22 protein-coding genes are annotated in these 21,383 nt (G+C 68.0%); 16 read left to right on the top strand and 6 right to left on the bottom strand.

Annotation, left to right across the window (positions count from 1 at the left end):
• The first annotated feature begins 146 nt into the window (after positions 1–146).
• From mraZ to lpxC, 16 genes are all read left to right on the top strand, one after another.
• Positions 147–602, top strand: a complete 456-nt coding sequence (gene mraZ / locus L3N39_RS17040) for a division/cell wall cluster transcriptional repressor MraZ (protein WP_237258613.1) — start codon at positions 147–149, stop codon at positions 600–602.
• Positions 599–1,546 (top strand): 16S rRNA (cytosine(1402)-N(4))-methyltransferase RsmH, encoded by a 948-nt coding sequence (rsmH, locus tag L3N39_RS17045; RefSeq protein WP_237258614.1) that lies wholly within the window; start codon positions 599–601, stop codon positions 1,544–1,546. Before mraZ ends, rsmH begins: the two co-directional genes overlap by 4 nt.
• Entirely contained in the window at positions 1,543–1,833 is a 291-nt protein-coding gene (gene ftsL, locus L3N39_RS17050) for a cell division protein FtsL (protein ID WP_237258615.1), read from the top strand. The genes rsmH and ftsL overlap by 4 nt, the downstream gene beginning before the upstream one ends.
• Positions 1,830–3,557, top strand: coding sequence for a peptidoglycan D,D-transpeptidase FtsI family protein (locus L3N39_RS17055; protein ID WP_237258616.1), 1,728 nt, complete (start codon positions 1,830–1,832; stop codon positions 3,555–3,557). The genes ftsL and L3N39_RS17055 overlap by 4 nt, the downstream gene beginning before the upstream one ends.
• Positions 3,557–5,020, top strand: coding sequence for a UDP-N-acetylmuramoyl-L-alanyl-D-glutamate--2,6-diaminopimelate ligase (gene murE, locus L3N39_RS17060; protein WP_237258617.1), 1,464 nt, complete (start codon positions 3,557–3,559; stop codon positions 5,018–5,020). The genes L3N39_RS17055 and murE overlap by 1 nt, the downstream gene beginning before the upstream one ends.
• Entirely contained in the window at positions 5,013–6,389 is a 1,377-nt protein-coding gene (locus L3N39_RS17065) for a UDP-N-acetylmuramoyl-tripeptide--D-alanyl-D-alanine ligase (RefSeq protein WP_237258618.1), read from the top strand. Before murE ends, L3N39_RS17065 begins: the two co-directional genes overlap by 8 nt.
• Entirely contained in the window at positions 6,389–7,471 is a 1,083-nt protein-coding gene (gene mraY / locus L3N39_RS17070; RefSeq protein ID WP_041104036.1) for a phospho-N-acetylmuramoyl-pentapeptide-transferase, read from the top strand. The genes L3N39_RS17065 and mraY overlap by 1 nt, the downstream gene beginning before the upstream one ends.
• A gap of 5 nt (positions 7,472–7,476) precedes the next feature.
• On the top strand, positions 7,477–8,820 hold the full coding sequence (gene murD / locus L3N39_RS17075; protein ID WP_237258619.1) for a UDP-N-acetylmuramoyl-L-alanine--D-glutamate ligase: 1,344 nt from the start codon (positions 7,477–7,479) through the stop codon (positions 8,818–8,820).
• A complete protein-coding gene (ftsW, locus tag L3N39_RS17080; RefSeq protein ID WP_237258620.1) occupies positions 8,820–10,046 on the top strand; it encodes a putative lipid II flippase FtsW in 1,227 nt (408 codons plus the stop codon). Before murD ends, ftsW begins: the two co-directional genes overlap by 1 nt.
• The gene (gene murG, locus L3N39_RS17085; RefSeq protein WP_237258621.1) at positions 10,036–11,106 is read left to right on the top strand and encodes an undecaprenyldiphospho-muramoylpentapeptide beta-N-acetylglucosaminyltransferase; all 1,071 of its coding nucleotides are present in this window, start codon (positions 10,036–10,038) and stop codon (positions 11,104–11,106) included. Before ftsW ends, murG begins: the two co-directional genes overlap by 11 nt.
• Positions 11,099–12,559: a UDP-N-acetylmuramate--L-alanine ligase gene (gene murC / locus L3N39_RS17090; protein WP_237258622.1), complete on the top strand. Its 1,461-nt coding sequence runs from the start codon at positions 11,099–11,101 to the stop codon at positions 12,557–12,559. Before murG ends, murC begins: the two co-directional genes overlap by 8 nt.
• Positions 12,556–13,500 carry a D-alanine--D-alanine ligase gene (locus tag L3N39_RS17095; protein ID WP_237258623.1) on the top strand — a complete coding sequence of 315 codons (945 nt, stop codon included), beginning with the start codon at positions 12,556–12,558 and terminating at the stop codon, positions 13,498–13,500. The genes murC and L3N39_RS17095 overlap by 4 nt, the downstream gene beginning before the upstream one ends.
• A 2-nt stretch (positions 13,501–13,502) precedes the next feature.
• Positions 13,503–14,360, top strand: coding sequence for a cell division protein FtsQ/DivIB (locus tag L3N39_RS17100; protein WP_237258624.1), 858 nt, complete (start codon positions 13,503–13,505; stop codon positions 14,358–14,360).
• Positions 14,361–14,372: 12 nt separating this feature from the next.
• The gene (ftsA, locus tag L3N39_RS17105) at positions 14,373–15,623 is read left to right on the top strand and encodes a cell division protein FtsA (RefSeq protein ID WP_237258625.1); all 1,251 of its coding nucleotides are present in this window, start codon (positions 14,373–14,375) and stop codon (positions 15,621–15,623) included.
• A 47-nt stretch (positions 15,624–15,670) separates the two neighbouring features.
• Positions 15,671–16,855, top strand: a complete 1,185-nt coding sequence (ftsZ, locus tag L3N39_RS17110; protein WP_237258626.1) for a cell division protein FtsZ — start codon at positions 15,671–15,673, stop codon at positions 16,853–16,855.
• Positions 16,856–16,967: 112 nt separating this feature from the next.
• Complete coding sequence (gene lpxC / locus L3N39_RS17115; RefSeq protein WP_237258627.1) at positions 16,968–17,879, top strand: UDP-3-O-acyl-N-acetylglucosamine deacetylase; 912 nt, start codon at positions 16,968–16,970, stop codon at positions 17,877–17,879.
• Between the two features lie 110 nt (positions 17,880–17,989).
• Here the strand turns inward: lpxC and L3N39_RS17120 are convergent, their stop codons facing one another.
• The 6 genes from L3N39_RS17120 to L3N39_RS17145 form a co-directional block, all read right to left on the bottom strand.
• On the bottom strand, positions 17,990–18,523 hold the full coding sequence (locus L3N39_RS17120) for a ferritin-like domain-containing protein (protein ID WP_237258628.1): 534 nt from the start codon (positions 18,521–18,523) through the stop codon (positions 17,990–17,992).
• 39 nt (positions 18,524–18,562) lie between these two features.
• Positions 18,563–18,703, bottom strand: a complete 141-nt coding sequence (locus tag L3N39_RS17125; RefSeq protein ID WP_237258629.1) for a hypothetical protein — start codon at positions 18,701–18,703, stop codon at positions 18,563–18,565.
• On the bottom strand, positions 18,700–19,104 hold the full coding sequence (locus tag L3N39_RS17130; RefSeq protein ID WP_237258630.1) for a Rho termination factor N-terminal domain-containing protein: 405 nt from the start codon (positions 19,102–19,104) through the stop codon (positions 18,700–18,702). Before L3N39_RS17130 ends, L3N39_RS17125 begins: the two co-directional genes overlap by 4 nt.
• Positions 19,105–19,135: 31 nt before the next feature.
• Positions 19,136–19,714 (bottom strand): MgtC/SapB family protein, encoded by a 579-nt coding sequence (locus L3N39_RS17135; RefSeq protein ID WP_237258631.1) that lies wholly within the window; start codon positions 19,712–19,714, stop codon positions 19,136–19,138.
• Between the two features lie 64 nt (positions 19,715–19,778).
• Entirely contained in the window at positions 19,779–20,801 is a 1,023-nt protein-coding gene (locus L3N39_RS17140; protein ID WP_237258632.1) for a DUF5924 family protein, read from the bottom strand.
• A gap of 83 nt (positions 20,802–20,884) precedes the next feature.
• Positions 20,885–21,364, bottom strand: a complete 480-nt coding sequence (locus L3N39_RS17145; RefSeq protein ID WP_237258633.1) for an SgcJ/EcaC family oxidoreductase — start codon at positions 21,362–21,364, stop codon at positions 20,885–20,887.
• Positions 21,365–21,383 lie beyond the last annotated feature (19 nt).

Below are 21,383 nucleotides of genomic sequence, written 5' to 3' on the forward strand. Positions count from 1 at the left end.
GCTAAATTGCCGCCCCACAAGGCTTTTTCCCGCCGGACGCGCCTTGACGGTGGGGCGGCCGCATTTCTATAGTGCGCACAAGTGGTAGAAAGTGGGATGAAGTGGGTAAATATGGGCATGGATAGCTAATTTCAGGGGAAGCAGCCGTGTTTCGCGGAGCAAACGCCATCAGTCTCGATGCCAAAGGGCGGCTAGTGATGCCCAGCCGGTACCGTGACGAGCTGCTTTCGCGAGGCGAGGGGCAATTGATCGTGACCATCGATGCCGTCGATCGCTGCCTCTGCATCTATCCCTTGCCCGAATGGGAGCTGATCGAAGCCAAGCTGCGCGAGCTGCCGTCGCTGCGCGAAGAGGCCCGTCGCCTGCAGCGCCTGCTGATCGGCAATGCCGTCGATGTGGAGATGGACGGCAGCGGGCGTGTGCTGGTGCCGCCGCGCCTGCGCGAGTACGCCCGCCTCGACAAGCGCGCCATGCTGGTCGGCCAGCTCAACAAGTTTCAGCTGTGGAACGAAGACGACTGGAACGCGATTTCCGACGCGGACCTGGCGGCCATCAAACAACCCGGCGCGCTGCCGGACGAACTACGTGACCTAATATTGTGAGCCAGATCAGCGACCTGCAGCATGTCACCGTGTTGCTCGACGAAGCCGTCGCGGCGCTGGCCGTGCGCCCGGACGGGCGCTACGTGGACGGAACCTTCGGGCGTGGCGGGCATAGCCGGCTGTTATTGAGGCTGCTCGGGCCTGATGGCCGCTTGCTCGGGTTCGACAAGGATCCGATGGCAATCGCCACGGGACAAACGCTAGCGGCCGAAGACGGCCGCTTTGTCATTGTGCAGAGAAGCTTTGCCGAGCTTTCCGACGAGCTGCGCGAACGCGACTGGCTTGGCAAGGTCTCGGGCGTCCTGCTCGATCTCGGCGTGTCTTCGCCGCAACTCGACGATCCGGATCGCGGCTTCAGTTTCCTGCATGACGGGCCGCTGGACATGCGCATGGATCCGGCGCGAGGCGTCAGTGCCGCACAGTGGCTGGCCGAGGCGGCCGAGGACGACATCGCCCGCGTGTTCAAGGACTACGGCGAGGAGCGCTTTGCCAAGCGCATGGCGCGTGCCGTGGTGCAGCGCCGGGCCGAGGCGCCCTTTACCCGCACGGCCGACCTGGCCAAGGTACTCGCCGAAGCCAATCCGGCCTGGGAGAAGGGCAAGAACCCGGCGACCCGCGCGTTCCAGGGGCTGCGCATCTTCATCAACAACGAACTGGGCGATCTGGAGCGCGGGCTCGATGCCGCGCTCGAGGCGTTGGACGTCGGCGGTCATCTGGTGGTGATCAGCTTCCACTCGCTGGAGGACCGGATCGTCAAGCAGTTCATGCGGCGTCATGCCAAGGGCGAGGCGGACAAGCTGCCGCGCGACCTGCCGATCATCCCGAAGGCCTTCGAGCCGCGTCTCAAGCTGCTGGGCAAGCCGCAGTACGCCTCGGACGAGGAAGTGAAGGCCAATCCACGCGCGCGCAGCGCGATCATGCGGGTCGCGGAGAAAGTCCGATGAGCCGCGCCCTGGCCTCCATGCCGCGCGGCGGCCTGCTGATGCTGATGCTGTTCGTCAGCGTGCTGCTGTCGGCCATCGCCGTGGCCTACACCGCGCACTGGAATCGCCAGTTGCTCAATGACCTCTACGCCGAGCTCAGCGTGCGCGACAAGGCGCAGGCCGAGTGGGGCCGGCTGATTCTGGAGCAGAGCACCTGGACGGCGCACAGCCGCATCGAGGCCCTGGCGACCGGGCAACTGAAGATGCACATTCCGGCGGCGGCGGACGTCAGGCTGGTGTCGCCATGAAACTCGAAGGCGCGCGCTATCCCTGGCGCTTCCGTCTGGTGCTTGCCCTGCTGGCATTGCTGGTCGGTGCGCTCGCCTGGCGGATCGTCGACCTGCAGGTCATGGACCAGGCCTTCCTGCAGGGCCAGGGCGACGCGCGCAGCGTGCGCCACATCCCGATCCCGGCGCACCGCGGGCTGATCACCGACCGCAACGGTGAACCGCTGGCGGTCAGTACGCCGGTGACCACCCTGTGGGGCAACCCCAAGGAGCTGCAGGCTGCACGCGTGCGCTGGCCCGAGCTGGCCAAGGCCATCGGCCAGGACGCCGGCGTGCTGTCGGCCCGCTTGCAGGAGCAGGCCGCGCGCGAGTTCACCTACCTGGTCCGCGGGCTGACCCCGGAGCAGGGCCAGGCCGTGCTCGACCTGAAAATCCCCGGCGTCTATGCCCAGGAAGAGTTCCGGCGCTTCTACCCGGCCGGCGACGTGGCGGCGCATGTGGTCGGCTTCACCGATATCGACGACCGCGGCCGCGAAGGCATGGAACTGGCCTACGACGAGTGGCTGGCCGGCGTGCCGGGCAAGCGTCAGGTGCTCAAGGATCGCCGCGGCCGCCTGATCAAGGACGTGCAGGTGGTGAAGAACGCCAAGCCGGGCAAGCCGATGGCGCTGTCGATCGACCTGCGCCTGCAGTACCTCGCCCACAGCGAGCTGCGCAACGTGATGCTCGAGCACGGTGCCAAGGCCGCCAGCCTGGTGATGATCGACGTGAAGACCGGCGAGATCCTCGCCATGGCCAACCAGCCCACCTACAACCCCAACAACCGGCGCAACATGCAGCCGGCGGCGATGCGCAACCGCGCGATGATCGACGTGTTCGAGCCCGGCTCGACGGTCAAGCCGTTCTCCATCGCCGCGGCGCTCGGCACCGGCAAGTACCGCCCCGAGTCGGTGGTCGACACCATGCCCGGCTGGATGCGCATCGGTCGCTACACCATTCGCGACGTGTCCCGCGGCGGCCTGCTGAACCTCACCGGCATCCTGATGAAGTCGAGCAACGTCGGCATCAGCAAGATCGCCCTGGATATCGGCCATGAGCCGGTCTACGCGGTCATGCAGCAGGCCGGCTTCGGCCAGGATACCGGGCTGGGCTTCCCCGGCGAGCGAGTCGGCAACCTGCCCAACCATCGCAAGTGGCGCGATGCCGAGATCGCCTCGCTGGCCTATGGCTACGGGCTGTCGGTGACCGCCGTGCAACTGGCCCATGCCTACGCCGTGCTGGGCAACAAGGGCGTCAACGTGCCGCTGTCGCTGCTGCGCCTGGACCGGCCCGCCGAAGGCGCCCAGGTGATCGACCCGGCCATCGCCACGACGGTGCTGGGCATGCTGCAGTCGGTGGTCGAGGAGCAGGGCGGCGGCGGTGCCCGCGCCCAGGTGCCGGGCTACCACGTCGGCGGCAAGAGCGGCACGGCGAAGAAGATTTCCGGTACCGGTGGCTACACCAAGGACGCCTATCGCTCGTTCTTCGCCGGCGTCGCCCCGGTCGGCGCGCCGCGGATCGCCGCCGTGGTGGTGGTCGACGAGCCGAGCACCGGTGGCTATTACGGCGGCCTGGTGGCGGCGCCGGTGTTCGGCAAGGTCATGGCGCGGGCGTTGCGGCTGATGAACATCGCGCCGGACAACCTGCCGCCGCCGGCGCCGGTACAGACCGCTGACGCAGCACAGAGCAAGGGAGGGCGCGGCTGATGTCCATGCCTCTGAATCATCTGCTGCCGCAGGCTGCGGCGCACATCATGGTCCGCGAGCTGACCCTCGACAGCCGCAAGGTTCGCCCGGGCGATCTGTTCTTCGCCCTGCCGGGGCTGCACAGCGACGGCCGCGCGCACATCGACGACGCCATCGCCCGTGGTGCGGCAGCGATCGTCTACGAGGCCGAGGGTGCCCAGGTGCAGGCCAGCGAAGCGGCCGCCCTGGTGCCGGTGCGCGACCTCGCCGGGCAGCTGTCGGCCATCGCCGGGCGCTTCTATGGCGAGCCGAGCCGCAACCTGCGGCTGGTCGGCGTGACCGGCACCAACGGCAAGACCAGCGTGAGCCAGCTGATCGCCCAGGCCCTCGATCGCCTGGGTGAGCGCTGCGGCATCATCGGCACCCTGGGCACTGGCTTTCATGGCGAGCTCGAACTGGGCCGCCACACCACGCCCGACGCCATCGGCGTACAGGCGGCGCTCGCCGGGCTCAAGCAGCGCGAGGCTCGCGCGGTGGCCATGGAGGTCTCGTCCCATGGCCTGGACCAGGGGCGCGTCGCCGCGCTCGAGTTCGACATCGCCGTGTTCACCAACCTGTCGCGCGATCACCTCGACTACCACGGCAGCATGGACGCCTACGCGGCGGCCAAGGCGCGACTGTTCGAGATGCCCGGGTTGGGTTGCTGCGTGATCAACCTGGACGATGCCTTCGGCCGCCAGCTGGCCGCACAGCCAAGCGAGGCGCGCCTGATCAGCTACAGCCTCGAGGATCCGGCAGCGACGCTCTACTGCCCTGAAGCGCGGTTCGACGAGCAGGGCATGCAGGCCCGCCTGGTCACGGCGCAGGGCGAGCGCAGCCTGCGCAGCCCGCTGCTTGGCCGCTTCAACCTGAGCAACGTGCTGGCGGCGGTCGGTGCCCTGCTGGGCATGGACTACCCGCTGGACGAGATTCTCGCGGTGCTGCCGCAGCTGCAGGGCCCGGCCGGCCGCATGCAGCGCCTGGGCGATGCCGGGCAGCCGCTGGTGGTGGTCGACTACGCCCACACCCCGGACGCGCTGGAAAAAGTTCTCGAGGCGCTGCGGCCGCATGTGCGCGGCCGCCTGCTCTGCCTGTTCGGCTGCGGCGGCGATCGCGACCGCGGCAAGCGCCCGCTGATGGCCGCGGCGGCCGAGCGCCTGGCCGACGTCGTCCTGGTCACCGATGACAACCCGCGCAACGAGGCGCCAGAGCAGATCTTCGCCGATATCCGCCAGGGCTTCGCCGATGCCGGGGCGGTGACCTTCATGCACGGCCGGGCCGCTGCCATCGCTGCCGCGGTCGCCGCCAGCCAGGCCGACGATGTCCTGCTGCTCGCCGGCAAGGGGCACGAGGATTATCAGGAAATCCGCGGCGAACGACTGCCGTTCTCCGATCTCGACGAGGCGCAGAAGGCGCTTGCCGCCTGGAGGGCTTCCCATGCTTGAAGCGATGCGCCTTGCAGAACTGCTCGCGCCCCTGGCGGGCCGCCTGGTCGGCGCCGATGTCGCATTCGACTCGGTCAGCACCGACAGCCGCCACATCCAGCCGGGCCAGCTGTTCGTCGCGCTGACCGGCGAGCGCTTCGACGGGCACGCCTATCTCGCCGACGTCGCCGCCAAGGGCGCCGTGGCCGCGCTGGTGCAACGGGAAATCGAGGGCGCCGGCCTGCCACAGCTGGTGGTGGCCGACACCCGCCTGGCGCTGGGGCGCCTGGGCGCGCTGAACCGCAGCCGCTTCGGCGGCCCGGTCGCCGCGGTGACCGGCTCGAGCGGCAAGACCAGCGTCAAGGAAATGCTCGCCAGCATCCTGCGCGTGGCCCATGGCGACGACGCGGTCCTGGCCACCCGCGGCAATCTCAACAATGACCTGGGCGCGCCGCTGACCCTGCTGGAGATCGGTCCGCAGCACCGCAGTGCAGTGATCGAACTGGGCGCCTCGCGGCTCGGCGAGATCGCCTACACCGTCGAGCTGGTGCGCCCGCAGGTCAGCATCATCACCAACGCCGGCAACGCCCATGTCGGCGAGTTCGGCGGCGTCGACAAGATCGTCGAGGCCAAGGGCGAGATCCTCGACGGGCTGGCCGCCGATGGCGTCGCCGTGCTCAATCGCGATGACCCGGCCTTCCCGGTCTGGGCCGCGCGTGCGGCTGGGCGACGCATCATCGGCTTCGGCCTGCAGAGCCCGCTGGCCGACTTCACCGCCGCGTCGATCGCCCATGACGAGCGCGGCTGCCCGAACTTCACCCTGGCCGGCCCCGCTGGCGCCTGGCGTGTGCAGCTCAACCTGCTCGGCCGGCACAACGTCGCCAACGCCCTGGCCGCCGCCGCCGCCGCCCACGCGCTGGGCGTGCCGGCGGACGCCATCGTCGCCGGCCTGCAGGCCCTGCAGCCGGTCAAGGGCCGCGCCGTGGCGCGGCTGCTGGCCAACGGCGTACGCCTGATCGACGACAGCTACAACGCCAACCCGGCCTCGATGTGCGCGGCGGTCGACGTGCTGGCCGGTTTCGCCGGTCGCCGCGTGCTGGCCCTCGGCGACATGGGCGAGCTCGGCGAGTGGGCCGAGCAGGGGCACCGCGAGGTGGGCGCCTATGCCGCCGGCAAGGTCGATGCGCTCTATGCGGTCGGCCCGCTGATGGCCCATGCCGTTGCGGCATTCGGCAGTGGCGGCCGGCACTTCGCCGACCAGGCCAGCCTGATCGAGGCACTGCGCAGCGAGCAGGGAAGCGGCACCACCCTATTGATCAAGGGTTCGCGCAGCGCGGCGATGGACAAGGTCGTCGTCGCGCTGGGCGGACCGGAAACGGAGACTCATTGATGCTGCTGCTACTCGCCGAGTACCTGCAAAGGTTCCACACCGGGTTCGGGGTGTTCCAATACCTGACCCTGCGCGGAATCCTTGGCGTGCTCACTGCCCTGGTCCTGTCCCTGTGGATGGGCCCCTGGCTGATCCGCACCCTGCAGATCCGCCAGATCGGCCAGGCGGTGCGGACCGACGGCCCGCAGTCGCACTTGTCCAAGTCGGGTACGCCGACCATGGGCGGCGCGCTGATCCTCAGCGCCATCGCCATCAGCACCCTGCTGTGGGCCGATCTGGGCAACCGCTATGTCTGGGTGGTGCTGGGCGTGACCCTGCTGTTCGGTGCCATCGGCTGGGTCGACGACTACCGCAAGGTGATCGAGAAGAATTCGCGCGGCCTGCCGAGCCGCTGGAAGTACTTCTGGCAGTCGGTGTTCGGCCTGGGCGCCGCGGTGTTCCTTTATATGACCGCGCAGACGCCGGTGGAGACGACGCTGATCCTGCCGCTGCTGAAGAACATCGAGATTCCCCTGGGCATCGGTTTCGTCGTCCTCAGCTACTTCGTCATCGTCGGCGCCAGCAACGCGGTCAACCTGACCGACGGGCTGGACGGCCTGGCGATCATGCCGACGGTGATGGTCGGCGGCGGCCTGGGCATCTTCTGCTACCTGTCGGGCAACATGAACTTCGCCGACTACCTGCTGATTCCCTACGTTCCCGGCGCGGGCGAGCTGATCGTCTTCTGCGGCGCGCTGACCGGCGCGGGGCTGGGCTTCCTCTGGTTCAACACCTACCCGGCACAGGTCTTCATGGGCGATGTCGGCGCCCTGGCGCTGGGCGCCGCGCTGGGCACCATCGCGGTGATCGTCCGCCAGGAAGTGGTGCTGTTCATCATGGGCGGGGTGTTCGTCATGGAAACCCTCTCGGTGATGATCCAGGTCGCCAGCTTCAAGCTGACCGGCAAGCGCGTGTTCCGCATGGCGCCGATCCACCACCATTTCGAACTCAAGGGCTGGCCCGAACCGCGGGTCATCGTGCGCTTCTGGATCATCACGGTGATCCTGGTGCTCGTTGGCCTGGCCACCCTGAAGCTGAGGTGACAGACGTGCTCATCGCTTCCGACCAGTTCCGCATCGTCGTCGGCCTCGGCAAGAGCGGCCTCTCCGTGGTTCGCCACCTGGCGAGCCGCGGGCTGCCGTTCGCCGTGGTCGACACGCGCGCCAACCCGCCGGAGCTGGCCACCCTGGCGGCGCAGTACCCGCAGGTGGAAGTGCGCTGCGGCGAGCTGGACGTGGACTTTCTCTGCCGCGCCAGCGAGCTGATCGTCAGCCCCGGATTGCCGGTCAGCACGCCCGCGCTGCAGGCAGCCGCCGCGCGCGGGGTGAAGCTGTCCGGTGACATCGACCTGTTCGCCCGCGAAGCCACGGCGCCGATCGTCGCCATCACCGGCTCCAACGCCAAGAGCACCGTCACCACGCTGGTCGGCGAGATGGCCGCGGCGGCCGGGCGCAGGGTCGCGGTCGGTGGCAACCTGGGCACGCCGGCGCTGGACCTGCTCGCCGCCGATGTCGAACTCTACGTACTGGAGCTGTCGAGCTTCCAGCTGGAAACCACCGAGTGCCTGAACGCCGAAGTGGCGACCTGCCTGAACATCAGCGAAGACCACATGGACCGCTACAGCGGCCTGCCGGCCTACCACCAGGCCAAGCACCGCATCTTCCGCGGTGCGCGCCAGGTGGTGGTCAACCGTGACGACCTGCTGAGCCGGCCGTTGCCGGTCGAAGGTGTCGCCGTCTGGACCTTTGGCCTGGGGCAGCCGGACTTCCGCGGCTTCGGCCTGCGTGAGGAAGCCGGCGAACGCTGCCTGGCGTTCCAGTTCGAAGCGCTGATGCCGGTGCGCGAACTGAAGATCCGCGGTGCGCACAATCAATCGAACGCGCTCGCCGCGCTGGCCCTTGGCCACGCGGTCGGACTGCCGTTCGCGACGATGCTCGAGACCCTGCGTCGCTTCGCCGGCCTGCCGCATCGCTGTCAATGGGTCGGCGAGCACGGCGGCGTCGCCTACTACGACGATTCCAAGGCCACCAACGTCGGTGCTGCGCTGGCCGCCATCGAAGGGCTGGGTGCGGATATCCCGGGCCAGCTGGTGCTGATCGCCGGCGGCGACGGCAAGGGCGCCGACTTCGCACCCTTGCGTGCACCGATCAGCCAGCACTGCCGGGCGGTGGTATTGCTGGGGCGCGATGCGCCACGCCTGGCCGAGGCCCTGCAAGGTGCCGTGGCGCTGCTGCCGGTGGCATCGCTGGATGAAGCGGTCCAGGCTGCCGCGAGCGTGGCGCAGCCGGGTGACGCCGTGCTGCTGTCGCCGGCCTGCGCCAGCCTCGACATGTTCCGCAACTTCGAAGAGCGCGGCCGTCTGTTCGCCGCTGCGGTGGAGGCGCTCGCCTGATGCTCGCCTTCCTGCGCAATGCCTCGTCGCCGCTGTTCGGTCGCCGCCTGGTCGATCTGGACTTCCCCATGCTGGCCGGCTGCCTGGCACTGCTCGGCCTCGGGCTGGTGATGATCACCTCGGCATCCTCGGAAGTCGCGGCGGTCAATTCGGGCAATGCGCTCTATCACATGATTCGCCACCTGGTGTACGTGGCGCTCGGCCTGGGCGCCGCGCTGCTGGTGTTGCTGGTGCCGGTGACCACCTGGCAGCGCCTGGACTGGATGCTGCTGCTGGCCGCGTTCGGCCTGTTGATCCTGGTGCTGATCCCGGGCATCGGCCGCGAGGTGAACGGTTCGATGCGCTGGATCGGCTTCGGTGCGTTCAACGTGCAGCCTTCCGAACTGGCCAAGGTGTTCGTGGTGATCTATCTCGCCGGCTACCTGGTACGGCGCCAGGCCGAGGTGCGCGAGAGCATGTGGGGCTTCGCCAAGCCGTTCCTCGTGCTGCTGCCGATGGCCATGCTGCTGCTGCTCGAGCCGGACTTCGGCGCCACGGTGGTGATGATGGGCGCGGCGGTGGCCATGCTGTTCCTCGGTGGCGTCGGCCTGATCCGCTTCAGCCTGCTGGTGGTGTTCGCCGTGGGCGCGGTGTTCATCCTGGTGCAGACCCAGGAGTACCGCCTGCAGCGCCTGATCACCTTTACCGACCCCTGGGCCGACCAGTACGGCGCCGGCTACCAGCTGACCCAGGCGCTGATCGCCTTCGGCCGTGGCGAGTGGTTCGGCGTCGGCCTGGGCAACAGTGTGCAGAAGCAGTTCTACCTGCCCGAGGCGCACACCGACTTCGTCTTCTCGGTGCTGGCCGAGGAACTGGGCATGATCGGCGCGCTGGCGACCATCGCGCTGTTCGCCTTCGTCGGCGTGCGCGCGCTCTACATCGGCCTGTGGGCCGAGAAGGCCAAGCAGTTCTTCGCCGCCTACGTGGCCTGGGGCATCGCCTTCCTCTGGCTGGGGCAGTTCCTCATCAACATCGGCGTGAACGTCGGCCTGCTGCCGACCAAGGGCCTCACGCTGCCGTTCCTCAGCTATGGCGGCAGCTCGCTGATCGTCACCTGCGCCAGCATGGCGCTGCTGCTGCGCATCGAGTGGGAAAGCCGCACGGTGCTGGGCAGCGAGGAGGTCGAGTTCAGCGAGGCGGACTTCCACGAGCCGGGCGACGGCAAGGAGGTGGTCCATGGCCGCTAACGTGCTGATCATGGCCGGCGGCACCGGCGGCCACGTGTTCCCTGCGCTGGCCTGTGCCCGCGAGTTCCAGGCGCGCGGCTACAGCGTGCACTGGCTGGGCACGCCGCGCGGCATCGAGAACGAGCTGGTGCCGGCGGCCGGGCTGCCGCTGCACCTGATCCAGGTCAGCGGCCTGCGCGGCAAGAGCCTGACGGCGCTGCTCAAGGCGCCGTTGCAGCTGGTCCGTTCGCTGCTGCAGGCGCGGCGCATCGTGCGCGAGCTCAAGCCGGTCTGCGTGCTCGGCCTGGGTGGCTACGTCACCGGTCCCGGCGGGCTGGCCGCGCGGTTGGCCGGCGTGCCGCTGATCATCCACGAGCAGAACGCCGTGGCCGGCACCGCCAACCGCAGCCTGGTGCCGCTGGCCAGCCGGGTCTGCGAGGCCTTCCCGGATACCTTCAGGGCCAGCGCCAAGCGGCGCACCACCGGCAACCCGGTGCGCGAGGAACTGTTCCTCGAGACCCCGCGCGACTCGCTGGCCAACCGCCGGCCACGCCTGCTGGTGCTCGGCGGCAGCCTCGGCGCCGAGCCGCTGAACAAGCTGGTGCCGCAAGCCCTGGCGCTGCTTCCGGCCAACCTGCGACCGGAACTCTTCCACCAGGCCGGCAAGCAGCACGCGGACCTCACCAGTCAGCGCTACGCCGAAGCCGGTGTCGAGGCACGGGTCGCGCCGTTCATCAAGGACATGGCGCAGGCCTATGCCTGGGCCGACCTGGTGATCTGCCGCGCCGGCGCGCTGACGGTGTGCGAGCTGGCGGCCGCCGGCCTGCCGTCGTTCCTGGTGCCGCTGCCGCATGCGATCGACGACCACCAGACGCGCAATGCCCAATACCTGGCCAGGGACGGCGCCGCCGTGCTCCTGCCGCAAGCCAAGACCGATGCTGCCGCCCTTGCCGCGCAGCTTGAAGAGGTACTGATGCACCCGGAAAAACTCAAGGCCATGGGCGCCACCGCACGCAAGCTGGCGCGGCCCGATGCGACGCGCCGCGTCGTCGATATCTGCCTGGAGGTGGCGCATGGCTAAGTCGCCCGCTGCAGTGAAGGCCGAGGTCCGGCGCATGCGTCGCATCCGTCGCATCCATTTCGTCGGCATCGGCGGGGTCGGCATGTGCGGCATCGCCGAGGTGCTGCTCAACCTCGGCTACGAGGTGTCCGGCTCGGATCTGAAGGAATCGGCCAGCACCGAGCGTCTGCAGAGCTTCGGCGCGCAGATCTTCATCGGCCACCAGGCCGGCAACGTCGCCGGTGCCGACGTGCTGGTGGTGTCCAGCGCGATCAACGCGTCCAACCCCGAAGTGGCGCTGGCCCTGGAGCAGCGCATCCCGGTGGTGCCGCGTGCCGAGATGCTCGCCGAGCTGATGCGCTATCGCCACGGCATCGCGGTGGCGGGCACCCACGGCAAGACCACCACCACCAGCCTGCTGGCCTCGGTATTCGCCGCCGGCGGGCTCGACCCGACCTTCGTCATCGGCGGCCGCCTGACCGCCGCCGGTACCAACGCGCAGCTGGGCAGCAGCCGCTACCTGATCGCCGAGGCCGACGAGAGCGACGCCAGCTTCCTGCACCTGCAGCCGATGGTGGCAGTGGTCACCAATATCGATGCCGATCACATGAGCACCTACGGCGGTGACTTCGGCAGGCTGAAGAAGACCTTCGTCGAGTTCCTGCACAACCTGCCGTTCTACGGGCTGGCGGTGCTCTGCGTCGACGATCCGGTGGTGCGCGAGATCATCCCGCAGATCGGTCGGCCGACCACCACCTATGGCCTCAGCGAAGACGCCGACGTACGGGCCATCGATGTGCGCCAGGAAGGCATGCGCACCTTTTTCACTGCCCTGCGCGCCGGCCATGAACCGCTGCAGGTCTCGGTCAACATGCCGGGCACGCACAACGTGCTAAACGCCCTGGCGACCATCGCCATCGCCACCGACGAGGGCATCGAGGATGCGGCGATCGTCCAGGGCCTGTCGCAGTTCGAGGGGGTCGGCCGGCGCTTCCAGGTCTACGGCCAACTGCCGGTCGAAGGCGGCGAGGTGATGCTGGTGGATGACTACGGCCACCACCCGCGCGAGGTCGCGGCGGTGATCAAGGCTGTGCGCGGCGGCTGGCCGGAACGGCGCCTGGTGATGGTCTACCAGCCGCATCGCTACAGCCGCACCCGCGACCTGTACGACGACTTCGTGCAGGTGCTGGGCGATGCCAACGTGCTGCTGCTGATGGAGGTCTACCCGGCCGGCGAGGAACCGATCCCCGGGGCCGACAGCCGTCAGCTGTGCCACAGCCTGCGCCAGCGCGGCCAGCTCGACCCGATCTACGTCGAGCGTGGCGTCGACCTGGCGCCGATCATCAAGCCGCTGCTGCGTCCTGGCGACATCCTGCTCTGCCAGGGTGCCGGCGACATCGGCGGCGTCGCACCGCAACTGCTGAAAAGCCCCCTGTTCGCCGGTGCCACGCCGGCCGCGAGGAAGCATCCATGAGTGCCCTGCAATCGACCCGCAACCCGCAGGCCTTCGGGCGCGTGGCCGTACTCTTCGGCGGCCGCAGTGCCGAGCGCGAGGTGTCGCTGAAGTCCGGCGCCGCGGTGCTCGCGGCCCTGCAGGACGCCGGTGTCGATGCGTTCGGCATCGATGTCGGCGAGGACTTCCTGGCACGCCTGGCCAGCGAGCGCATCGACCGTGCCTTCATCGTGCTGCACGGTCGCGGCGGCGAGGACGGCAGCATGCAAGGGCTGCTCGAGTGCGCGGGCATTCCCTACACCGGCAGCGGCATCCTCGCCTCGGCGCTGGCCATGGACAAGCTGCGCACCAAGCAGGTCTGGCAGAGCCTCGGCCTGCCCACCCCGCGTCACGCCGTGCTGGCCAGCGAGGCGGACTGCCGCCAGGCCGCCGAGACGCTGGGCTTTCCGCTGATCGTCAAGCCGGCGCACGAAGGCTCGAGCATCGGCATGGCCAAGGTTGACGGTGTTGCCGAGCTGATCGCGGCCTGGCGCAGCGCCAGCGTCTACGACGCGCAGGTGCTGGTCGAGCAGTGGATCCAGGGCCCGGAATACACCATCGCCATGCTGCGCGGGGAAGTGCTGCCGCCGATCGGCCTGGGCACGCCGCACAGCTTCTACGACTACGACGCCAAGTACCTGGCCTCCGATACCCAGTACCGCATTCCCTGCGGCCTGGACGCGGCCAAGGAAGCCGAGCTCAAGGAACTCACCGCACGCGCCTGCGAGGCGGTGGGGGTCAGCGGCTGGGCGCGGGTCGACGTGATGCAGGATGCCGACGGCAACTTCTGGTTGCTGGAGGTGAACACCGTGCCGGGAATGACCGACCACAGCCTGGTGCCCATGGCCGCGCGCGCCGCCGGCCTGGACTTCCAGCAGCTGGTCCTGGCGATTCTCGAAGCCAGCCAAGAGGCAGGGAGCTGAGCATGATTACCACGCTCCGCCACACGCAACCGGGGACCGGCCGCAGCTCGCGCAAGCCGCTGCCGCGTGGTGCGAGCCGGCTGGTCGAGCCCAAGCCGCTGTCGGCACGGTTGCCGCGGCCGAGCCTGGGCGGCGTCAAGCGCGTGCTCTGGCCGCTGCTGCTGGTCGGCCTGGCGGTCGGGCTCTACGAGCTGGGGCAGCGCCTGCTGCCCTATGCGGACCGGCCGATCGCCAAGGTCAGCGTGCAGGGCGAGCTGAGCTACGTCAGCCGGGCGGCGGTGCAGCAGCGCATCGCTCCGTTCGTCGAGTCGAGCTTCTTCAAGGTTGATCTGAACGGCATGCGCCACGATCTCGAGCAGATGCCCTGGATCGCCCACGTGGAAGTCCGGCGTGTCTGGCCCGACCAGGTGCAGATCCGCCTGGAGGAGCAGCTGCCTGTCGCCCGCTGGGGCGGGGAGGCGCTGCTGAACAACAACGGCCAGGCGTTCGCGCCGAACAATCTCAGCAATTATGAACACTTGCCGCAGTTGCATGGTCCGAAGCGGGCTCAGCAGCGGGTGATGCAGCAGTACCAGATGCTCAGCCAGATGCTGCGGCCGCTCGGCTTCTCGATTGCCAGCCTGGAACTGCGCGAGCGCGGCAGCTGGTTCCTGACCACCAGTCAGGGCATCGAGCTGCTGCTGGGGCGCGATCACGTGGTGGAAAAGATGCGCCGCTTCAGTGCGATCTACCAGAAGGCACTGCAGGTGCAGAGCGACAACATTGCAAGGATCGACCTGCGCTACGCCAACGGCCTGGCCGTGGCCTGGCGCGAGCCGATCCCGACCGCGACGGACACTGCCGTCGCCGTGAAGAATTGAGGAACGAGACACATGTCTAGCGTGCAAAGCGGCAAGATGATCGTCGGCCTGGACATCGGCACTTCCAAGGTGGTGGCGCTGGTGGGCGAGGTGACCGCCGACGGGGAACTGGAAATCGTCGGCATCGGTACGCACCCCTCGCGCGGCCTGAAGAAGGGCGTGGTGGTGAACATCGAGTCCACCGTGCAGTCGATCCAGCGCGCAATCGAGGAGGCCCAGCTGATGGCTGGCTGCCGCATCCATTCGGCGTTCGTCGGCCTGGCGGGCAACCACATCCGCAGCCTGAACTCCCACGGCATCGTCGCCATCCGCGACCGCGAGGTCAGCACCGCGGACCTCGAGCGCGTGCTCGATGCCGCGCAGGCGGTGGCGATCCCGGCGGACCAGCGCGTGCTGCACACCCTGCCGCAGGACTACGTCATCGACAACCAGGAAGGCGTGCGCGAGCCGCTGGGCATGTCCGGCGTGCGCCTGGAGGCCAAGGTGCACGTGGTGACCTGCGCAGTGAACGCCGCGCAGAACGTCGAGAAATGCGTGCGCCGCTGCGGCCTGGAGGTGGACGACATCATCCTCGAGCAACTGGCCTCGGCCCATGCGGTGCTGACCGAGGACGAGAAGGAACTGGGCGTCTGCCTGGTGGACATCGGTGGCGGCACCACCGACATCTGCATCTTCACCGAAGGCTCGATCCGGCATACCGCGGTGATCCCGATCGCCGGCGACCAGGTCACCAACGACATCGCCATGGCACTGCGCACGCCGACCCAGTACGCCGAGGAAATCAAGATCCGCTACGCCTGCGCACTGGCCAAGCTGGCCGGTGCCGGCGAGACCATCAAGGTGCCGAGCGTCGGCGACCGCCCGCCGCGCGAACTGTCCCGCCAGGCCCTGGCCGAGGTGGTCGAGCCGCGCTACGACGAGCTGTTCACCCTGATCCAGGCCGAGCTGCGCCGCAGCGGCTACGAGGACCTGATACCGGCCGGCATCGTGCTGACCGGTGGCACCGCGAAGATGGAAGGCGCCGTCGACCTGGCCGAAGAAATCTTCCACATGCCGGTGCGCCTGGGCGTGCCGCATACGGTCAAGGGCCTGAGCGACGTGGTGCGCAACCCTATCTATTCGACCGGCGTCGGGCTGCTGCTCTACGGGCTGCAGAAACAGGCCGACGGCGTGGTCGTTCCCGGCAGTGGCAGCAGCTATGCCGAGGAAAACAAGACGTCTGTCCTGGACCGCTTCAAGAGCTGGGTCCAGGGCAATTTCTGAGCAACGCGCAGTAAACCAAAACTAGAAAGCTGGAAGGAGAGAGGGAAATGTTCGAACTGGTAGACCATACCCCACAAAGTGCAGTCATCAAGGTCATCGGCGTTGGTGGTGGCGGCGGCAATGCCGTCAACCACATGGTGCGCAACAACGTCGAAGGCGTCGAATTCATCTGTGCCAACACCGATGCTCAGGCACTCAAGAAGATCGAAGCGCGCACCGTTCTGCAGCTCGGCTCGGCCATCACCAAAGGCCTGGGCGCCGGCACCAACCCGGAAATCGGCCGCCAGGCCGCGATGGAGGATCGCGAGCGCATCGCCGAAGTGCTGCAGGGCGCCGACATGGTGTTCATCACCACCGGCATGGGCGGTGGTACCGGTACCGGTGCGGCCCCGATCATCGCTTCGGTCGCCAAGGAAATGGGCATCCTGACCGTCGCCGTGGTCACCCGTCCGTTCCCCTTCGAGGGCCGTCGCCGCATGCAGGTGGCCGACGAGGGCATTCGCGCGCTGTCCGAGTGCGTCGACTCGCTGATCACCATCCCCAACGAGAAGCTGCTGACCATCCTCGGCAAGGACGCCAGCCTGCTGTCCGCCTTCGCCAAGGCTGACGACGTGCTGTCCGGCGCGGTACGCGGCATCTCCGACATCATGCAGCGTCCGGGCCTGATGAACGTCGACTTCGCCGACGTGAAGACCGTCATGGGCGAGATGGGCATGGCGATGATGGGCACCGGCAGCGCCACCGGCCCGAACCGCGCACGCGAGGCGACCGAGGCGGCGATCCGCAACCCGCTGCTCGAGGACGTCAACCTGCAGGGCGCGCGTGGCATTCTGGTCAATATCACCGCTGGTCTGGACCTCTCGCTGGGCGAGTACGCCGCAGTCGGCGAGATCATCGAGGCCTTCGCCTCCGACGAAGCCACCGTCAAGGTTGGCGCGGTGATCGATCCCGACATGCGCGACGAACTGCACGTCACTGTGGTCGCCACCGGCCTCGGCTCGCGCAACGACAAGCCGGTCAAGGTCGTCGACAACACCATGCAGAGCGTCTCCGCCCCGGTATCCACGCCGGCGCCGCGACAGGAGCAGGCCACCGTCAACTATCGCGATCTGGAGCGTCCGACCGTGATGCGCAATCAGGCGCATGCGGCCGCCACCGCAGCCAAGCTCAACCCCCAGGAGGATCTGGACTATCTCGACATCCCGGCTTTCCTGCGTCGCCAGGCTGATTGATTTAGGTTATTGGCGCTATGAGTGTGATTAGTATTCATCAAAGGTGGCATCTGCTATTATCGGCGCCACTTGTTGAAAACTATTCGCAACTAGTGCTAGCGAAGCGAAGGCCATGATCAGACAACGCACCCTCAAGAACATCATCCGCGCCACGGGCGTCGGCCTGCATTCGGGCGAGAAGGTCTATCTCACCCTGAAGCCGGCTCCCGTGGATACCGGCATCGTGTTCTGCCGTACCGACCTCAACCCGCCCGTCGAGATTCCCGCGCGGGCCGAGAATGTCGGTGAAACCACCATGTCCACGACGCTGGTCAATGGCGACGTCAAGGTCGACACCGTGGAGCATCTGCTGTCGGCCATGGCCGGGCTGGGCATCGACAACGCCTGCGTCGAGCTTTCCGCCTCGGAAGTGCCGATCATGGACGGGAGCGCGGGTCCCTTCGTTTTCCTGATTCAATCCGCCGGCCTGCAGGAGCAGGACGCCCCCAAGAAGTTCATTCGCATCAAGCGCGAAGTCACCGTCGAGGAGGGCGACAAGCGTGCGACCTTCCTGCCGTTCGACGGCTTCAAGGTGAGCTTCGAGATCGACTTCGACCATCCGGTGTTCAAGGGCCGCACCCAGACTGCCAGCGTGGATTTCTCCAGCACGTCCTTCGTCAAGGAAGTGAGCCGTGCGCGGACCTTCGGGTTCATGCGCGACATCGAGTTCCTGCGTTCGCACAACCTGGCCTTGGGCGGCAGTGTCGAGAACGCCATCGTGGTCGATGAGAACCGTGTACTGAACGAAGACGGCCTGCGTTACGAGGACGAGTTCGTCAAGCACAAGATTCTCGATGCCATCGGTGACCTCTACTTGCTGGGCACCAGCCTGATCGGCGAATTCCGCGGCTACAAATCCGGCCATGCGCTGAACAACCGCCTGCTACGCACCCTGATGGCCCAGAAGGATGCGTGGGAGCTGGTCACGTTCGAGGATGCACAGACCGCACCGATCTCCTACATGCGCCCGGCGGCAGCCGGCTGAGCAATACCTCTCTTCCTAGTTTTTTCAAGCCACCCTCGGGTGGCTTTTTTTATCGCCGCGGCCAGTAGCCCGGACAGGCGCAAGCAGGCCGGGCCGGGCGGGGACCTGGATCAGTTCATGCCATCGAGCAGGCCGGCCAGGTCGTCGGCGTGCTCTTCCTCCTGGGCGAGGATGTCTTCGAAGATGCGCCGGGTGGTCGGGTCCTTGTCGCCCAGGTACTGCACGATCTCGCGGTAGCTGTCGATGGCGATGCGCTCGGCGACCAGGTTCTCGAAGACCATGTCGCGCAGGCCGTTGCCCTCGGCATATTGCGCGTGGGCGCGTTCGGTCAGGCTGTCCGGGTTGAAGTCCGGTTCACCGCCCAGCTGCACGATGCGCTCGGCCAGGCGGTCGGCGTGCTCCTGCTCCTGATTGGCATGCTCGAGGAACTCGTCGGCCGCCACGCTGGCCCGGAGGCCGGTGGCCATGTAGTAGTGGCGCTTGTAGCGCAGGTAGCAGACCAGTTCGGTGGCCAGCGCTTCGTTGAGCAGGCCGATCACCACCTCGCGGTCGGCCGAGTAGCTCTCGGTGACCGCACCGTTTTCCACATGCTGGCGCGCACGTTCGCGCAGGGTTTGCTTGTCGCTCAGTTGTACATAGCTCATCAGGCTCTCCTTGGTATTCCGGGCTCGTGCGGTTGCCCGCTAGTTGTGATCGGACGGCCGGCGGAAAGTTTTGCCGACCTTCTGCTCCGGCTCTTCGCCGGTTTCCGGCTCGTCGACCGGAATCGGCTGGCCGGGCTCCTTGCGCTCGGGCGCGGGGGCCGGCTGCTCGGGATCGTTCATCGGCCCAGCGCCTCGATCAATTCGGCCTTGCGCATCTTCGAGCGGCCACGAATGTCCTTCTCGCGGGCCTTGGCGATCAGCTCGTCGCGGGTCATGTCGCTCAGCGAAGTGCTCCTGGCGCCCGCGCGGCCGCGTGCCGAGCCGCGGTTGGGCGAATGCCCCTGGCGCGCCTGCGCGGCCCGGTCGGCCGAATCCTTGCGGTCGGCGCGCTTGGCCGTGGCGCTCTTGCCGCGCCCGGAGCCGCCCGGCCGCTCGCCGCCGCCGGACTGCTTGTTGACCGTGGCCCAGGCGCGCGCCTCGGCCTCCTGCTCGGGGACACCGCGGGCCTCGTAGCTCTGCTCGATATGCTCGGCCTTGCGCTTCTGCTTGTCGGTGTACTTGGATTTGTCGCCGCGTGGCATCGTCCACCTCCTCGCCTGGTCTGCGCCTCCGTCAGACACCGGCGTCCGGAGGCTCGTCCTTGTTACGACTGTCGCTCGATCGGCATGGTTCGCCGGCCGGGCCGTGCATGGCCCGCCGGCGGCGTGCCGCACGCGCAGCGATACGCCGCTCGAGCAGCGGCATGCTGCGCAACACCGCCAGCGCCAGCAGGGTGCTGAGCGCTGCCGTCGCCTCGTGGCCGAGGCCTGCGGCGACACCGATGGCGGAGGTCAGCCAGATGCCGGCCGCGGTGGTCAGGCCCTTGACGTCGTCGAACGAGCTGCCCTTGAGGATGGTGCCGGCGCCGAGGAAGCCGATCCCGGTGATGATGCCCTGCATGACCCGGGTGATGTCCGCCTTCGCCACCCCGGCCTGCAGCGGCACCAGCACGAACAGCGCGGCGCCCAGGGCCACCAGCATGTGCGTGCGCAGGCCGGCGGCCTTGCGCTTGAGTTCGCGCTCGTAGCCGAGCAGGCCGCCGAGCAGGGCGGCGACCAGCAGGCGCGTGCTGACGCGGGTGGCCTCGCGCAGGTCGGGCAGGTCGGAGAACTCGGCGGCAACGGTGGCGAGGATGATCTGCCAGGCATCCATCCGGTAACCCTCGGGTGGTTTCTGCTATGGAGTGGCACCCGGGCCCGGGGGTTCGCTGCGCGGCTTAGTCGTCGACCTCGAAGCGCAGCATGCCGATCATCTGCCCGGCTTCGGTGACCACCCGCACCCGCCATTTGCCGCCGACCTCGGCGGGGAAATTGCGCTTGTGGCTCCAGGCGCGATAACCGGCCTGGCGGCCGCCACTGATCTCCAGGGCGATGCGGTCCACCTGGCGCCCCTCGTGCAGCCACTCGTGGTAGATGCGCTCCTTCAGGCCGCGCGGCGCATTGATCGCGGTGTAGGCATACAGGCCGCTGTTGCGCAGTTCGGCGCCGCTCAGGCGACGCACGCGCTGGCCGGGCTCGCGGCGACTGTTGTCCAGGCTGGTGGTCACCGCGACCTCGGTGAGCCAGAGGGTCGCCGGCGGTACCCAGGTCCGGCCGAACCAGCCGAGTGCGGCGATCGCCACCGCCAGTACGACGAGCATCAGCAGATTGCGCCAGCCGCGGCGCGCGAAGAGTTCGAGCAGGCTCGGCAGCGCCAGCAGCACGGCCACGGCGAGTGCCAGGCGGTAGCTCTGCGGGGTGCTCAGGTGCAGGATGATCGGCAGCGCGGTGAGCAGCACGGCGAACAGCGTCAGCGCGTGAAAGCCCAGGTACAGCCAGCGCCGGGGCGCCAGCCAGCGGTAGTACAGCGGGTCGATCAGCGAGACCAGCGCCGCCAGGCCGAGCAGGCCGGTGAACAGCGCCTGGCCGCTGTTCCAGGTGGTGGTCACGACGAAGAAGGGGATGATGAAGAACAGGCTTTCCTGGTGGACCATCTGCGTCGCATAGCGCAGCAGCGGGCGCGGGATCGACCAGCCGAACCAGCGGCGCAGCCGGCGCCGCAGGGTGTTCTCCAGCACCAGCCAGGTCCAGCTGACCAGCATCACCAGGGCGATGAATTTGGCCAGCCCGGCCTGGCGCTCGACCAGCAGGAAGCTGGCGACGCCCGAGCCGAAGCCGAACAGCGCGACCAGCCCGGGGTAGCGCTTGACCAGGCGGGTACCCAGCTCGATCAGGGGCAGCAGGCGGGACTTGAACGACATCGGCAGAGGGCGGCAGCGGCACGGAACGGGCGCAGTATCCCCTACCACGCCCGGCGGCGACAGTGCTATCGGCCGCGCGGCCTTTAGCGCTGCGCCTGCTGCGGCTCGGGCATGGCCGAGGAATGGTGGCTGGTGATCAGCCATTGCTCCTGCTTGGGAAACCACTTGTAGGTGAAGGTGTAGCGTGCCTGCACCCGGCGCCCATCGGCGAAGCTGAAGGTGTAGAGGCCGGCATCCACGGCGGTGTTGCAGTCGATCTGGATCATCCGCGAATCCACCGCCCCGTCCGGCTTGCCGGCGAGGAAATGCTGGAAGTAGTCGGCCTTGGCCTGCGCCGTTTCCCTGGGGGTGTTGGACAGGGTCGGCAGCAGCAGCGACTGCTCGGCATAGTTCTCCACGACCTTCTGCGGGTCACCGCTCTGCAGGTCATCGTTCCAGCGCACGAAGAGCGCCTCGATGTCCTTCTCGGTGACCTGCTGGCAGGCCTGCGGTTGTGCTTGTGCCTGGGCGAGGCCCGGTAGCGCCAGGCCGAGGGCGCAGGCGAGCAATGAATGCTTGAACATTGTTTTTCTCCGGCAGGTT

Origin of the sequence: Pseudomonas oligotrophica (assembly GCF_021726475.1) — a bacterium.
Classification (GTDB): domain Bacteria; phylum Pseudomonadota; class Gammaproteobacteria; order Pseudomonadales; family Pseudomonadaceae; genus Stutzerimonas; species Stutzerimonas oligotrophica.